The organism is Methylibium sp. (assembly GCF_031393925.1).
In the GTDB taxonomy this organism is placed as follows: domain Bacteria; phylum Pseudomonadota; class Gammaproteobacteria; order Burkholderiales; family Burkholderiaceae_C; genus Methylibium.
Genome location: NZ_JANMWL010000107.1, coordinates 1 through 3,753 on the forward strand (window position 1 = coordinate 1; position 3,753 = coordinate 3,753).

Below are 3,753 nucleotides of genomic sequence, written 5' to 3' on the forward strand. Positions count from 1 at the left end.
GTGCGTGCGGCGCAAAAGAGCGGCGACGGCGTTGGGCCGGCGAGTTTCGAGCAGCTGGTGGAGCTGGGCAAGGCCGACAAGCAGATCGACGCCAATGACCAGGGCGTGGTGCAGGTGGTCGACTGGCTGTGGCAATACGCCTTCGACCAGCGCGCGAGCGACATCCACCTCGAGCCGCGCCGCGAGATGGGCGCCATACGCTTTCGCATCGACGGCGTGTTGCACACCGTCTACCAGGTGCCGCTGTCGGTCATGAACGCGATGACCAGCCGCGTCAAGCTGCTCGGCCGCATGGACGTGGTGGAGCGCCGCCGCCCGCAGGACGGTCGCATCAAGACGCGCCGTCCCCTGCCGGGCGGCAGTTCGCGCGACGTGGAGATGCGGCTGTCGACCTTGCCCACCGCCTTCGGCGAGAAGATGGTGATGCGCATCTTCGATCCCGACAACGCGGTCAAGCAGCTCGACGCGCTCGGCTTCGGCACGCGTGATGCACAGGCCTGGGAGCGACTCGTTACGCGCTCGCACGGCATCGTGCTGGTGACCGGGCCCACCGGCTCGGGCAAGACCACCACGCTCTACTCCACGCTCAAGCGCCTGGCCACCGACGAGGTCAACGTCTGCACCATTGAAGACCCGATCGAGATGATCGAGCCGGCCTTCAACCAGACCCAGGTGCAGACGGTGCTCGACCTCGGCTTTGCCGAAGGGCTGCGCGCGCTGATGCGCCAGGACCCGGACATCATCATGGTGGGCGAGATTCGCGACCTGGCCACCGCCGAGATGGCGATCCAGGCCGCGCTCACCGGCCACCTCGTGTTCAGCACCCTGCACACCAACGACGCCGCCTCGGCGATCACGCGGCTCATCGACCTGGGCGTGCCGCCCTACCTGATCGGTGCCACCGTGATCGGCGTGTTGGCGCAGCGCCTCGTGCGCACGCTGTGCCCTGCGTGCAAGCAGCCCGACGAGCTGGGTGCCCGCGCCGTGCTCGACGAGGCCGTAAAGCCCTGGAAGCTCGCCGGCAGTTACCGGCCCTGCAAGCCGGTCGGTTGCCTCGAATGCCGCCACACCGGCTTTCGCGGACGCGGCGGGCTCTACGAGTTGCTGTTGATTGAAGACGCGCTGCAGCCCAGCATCCATCCGCACTTCGACGGCACGGCCTTGCGCAAGCTGGCGGTGCAGCAGGGCATGCAGCCGCTGCGCCTGGCCGGTGCGATGAAGGTCGCAGAGGGCATGACCACGCTCGACGAGGTGCTGCGGGCCACGCCGCGGTGGGAGTGAGGGCCAGCCGGACCGAGCCCGCCCTGGCGCTACGTGTAAACCACACACGCCCGATCGAGAGCCGCTTCCTAGAATCTCTCGCTCGACCCAGCGCCCGCCGAGGTGCAACCCCTAGGAGACAGCGTGAAGATCAAGAGTCAACGCGATTTCGCCGCCGGGCTGATGTTCCTCGTCGTCGGCATCGCCTTCGCAATCGGCGCCACCAACTACACCTTCGGCAGCTCGGCCAAGCCCGGCGCCGGCTACTTTCCGCTGCTGCTCGGTGTGATCCTCGCGGTGCTCGGCGCCTTGGTGCTGTTCAAGGCGCTGACGATCGAGAGCGAGGGCGGTGACCCGATCGGCGCCATCGCCTGGAAGCCGCTGTTGCTGATCCTGGGCGCCGTGGTCGTCTTCGGTGCGACGTTGCCGCGGCTGGGCATGGCGGTCGCGGTGCCCTTGCTGATCATCGTCTCCAGCCTCGGCGGCGACGAGGTTCACTGGAAGGCGGTGGTCATCACCTCGGTGGTGCTCACCTTGGGCAGCTGGCTCGTGTTCGTGAAGGGCCTGGGCCTCACGATTCCCGTGTGGCCGGTCTTCATCACCGGCTGAGCCGAGCGACACACCATGGAACTGCTCGACAACCTGCAGCTCGGCTTCGCCACCGCGCTGACCGTCCAGAACCTGCTGTACGCCTTTTTCGGCTGCTTGCTCGGCACCCTGATCGGCGTGCTGCCCGGCCTGGGGCCGGTGGCCACGATCGCGATGCTGCTGCCGTCGATCTACGCGCTCGACGCGACGCCCGCGCTGATCATGCTGGCCGGCATTTACTACGGCGCGCAGTACGGCGGCTCGACCACCGCGATCCTGATCAACGTGCCGGGCGAGTCCAGTTCGGTGGTGACCGCCATCGACGGCTACCAGATGGCGCGCCAGGGCCGTGCCGGTGCGGCCCTGGCGACCGCGGGGCTGGGCAGCTTCTTCGCCGGTACGGTCGGCACCTTGATCGTCGCCGCCTTCGCGCCGCCACTCACCGAGCTGGCCTTCAAGTTCGGCCCGGCCGAATACTTCTCGCTCATGGTGCTGGGCCTGATCGGTGCGGTGGTGCTGGCCTCGGGCTCACTGGTCAAGGCCATCGCGATGATCATCCTCGGCCTGCTGCTGGGCCAGATCAACACCGACGTGATCTCGGGCGCGCCACGCTACAGCTTCGACATTCCCGAACTGACCGACGGCATCGGTTTCGTCGCCATCGCGATGGGCGTGTTCGGCTTCGGCGAGATCATCGCCAACCTCGGTCAGCCGCCCGAACACCGCGAGGTGTTCACCAAGGCGGTGGGCGGCATGATGCCGACCAAGGAAGACTTCAAGCTCGCCTGGCCGGCGGTGCTGCGCGGCACGGCGCTCGGCTTGATCCTGGGCATCCTGCCGGGCGGCGGCGCGTTGCTCGCCTCGTTTGCCGCCTACACGCTGGAGAAAAAGGTCGCCAAGGACCCGAGCAAGTTCGGCAAGGGCGCGATCCAGGGCGTGGCCGGCCCCGAGAGCGCCAACAACGCCGGCGCGCAGACCAGCTTCATCCCCATGCTCACGCTGGGCATCCCGCCCAACGCGGTGATGGCGCTGATGGTGGGCGCCATGACCATCAAGGGCATCCAGCCCGGCCCGCAGGTGATGACCAGCAACCCGCAGCTGTTCTGGGGCCTGATCGCCAGCATGTGGGTCGGCAATCTCATGCTCGTGGTGCTGAACCTGCCGTTGATCGGCATCTGGATCAAGCTGCTGACGGTGCCTTATCGCTACCTGTTCCCGGCCATCCTCACCTTCTGCTGCATCGGCCTGTACACGCTCAACAACAACAACTTCGACGTCTACATGGCGGCCGGGTTCGGCATCGTCGGTTACCTGTTCTACAAGTTGAGTTGCGAGCCGGCGCCGCTGCTGCTGGGCTTCATCCTCGGTCCGATGATGGAAGAGAACCTGCGCCGCGCGCTGCTGATATCGCGTGGCGAATGGAGCACCTTCGCGACGCGTCCGCTCTCGGCCGGCCTGCTGCTCGCGGCACTCGGCCTGATCGTCATCGTCATGCTGCCGGCCATCCGCAACAAGCGCGATGTGGCGTTCCACGAGACCGGCTGATAGCGAATCGATTTCAATCGAATGGAGAGGTAGTCCGCAGCCGGCCCGTCGGGAATTTGCGGGGTGCGGCGTACGGCCACGGCCACGGCGTACGACGTGCTTGAGGGCGAGGGCAAGGGCAAGAGGTCGGGGGGGGGGCGGCAAAGGCGCGTCCGGGCAGGCGGCAGCGCTTCATCGAGGCGGTCTCCGCTGCGCTGCGACTGCCTTGCGGTGCTCGGGCTCGTGGCCCGTCGCGCAACTCACTGCGCTCACTGCGTTCGCTGCGTTCAAACAAGCGCGACGAGTCAGATGACCAAGCGCGCTGCGCGCGCGGCCACGAGCCCTGTGCTCCTCAGCGCATCGAAGGCGCGCTGCCGCCTG

Annotated in this window: 3 protein-coding genes; all 3 read left to right on the forward strand. The window is 67.3% G+C overall.

Annotated elements, in window-relative coordinates:
• Positions 1 to 1,281: GspE/PulE family protein (locus tag RMO12_RS06325; RefSeq protein ID WP_309638642.1), on the forward strand; the 1,281-nt coding region annotated here is incomplete at its 5' end.
• 123 nt (positions 1,282 to 1,404) lie between these two features.
• Positions 1,405 to 1,869 (forward strand): tripartite tricarboxylate transporter TctB family protein, encoded by a 465-nt coding sequence (locus RMO12_RS06330; protein WP_309626871.1) that lies wholly within the window; start codon positions 1,405 to 1,407, stop codon positions 1,867 to 1,869.
• 15 nt (positions 1,870 to 1,884) lie between these two features.
• Positions 1,885 to 3,393, forward strand: coding sequence for a tripartite tricarboxylate transporter permease (locus RMO12_RS06335; RefSeq protein ID WP_309638643.1), 1,509 nt, complete (start codon positions 1,885 to 1,887; stop codon positions 3,391 to 3,393).
• Positions 3,394 to 3,753 lie beyond the last annotated feature (360 nt).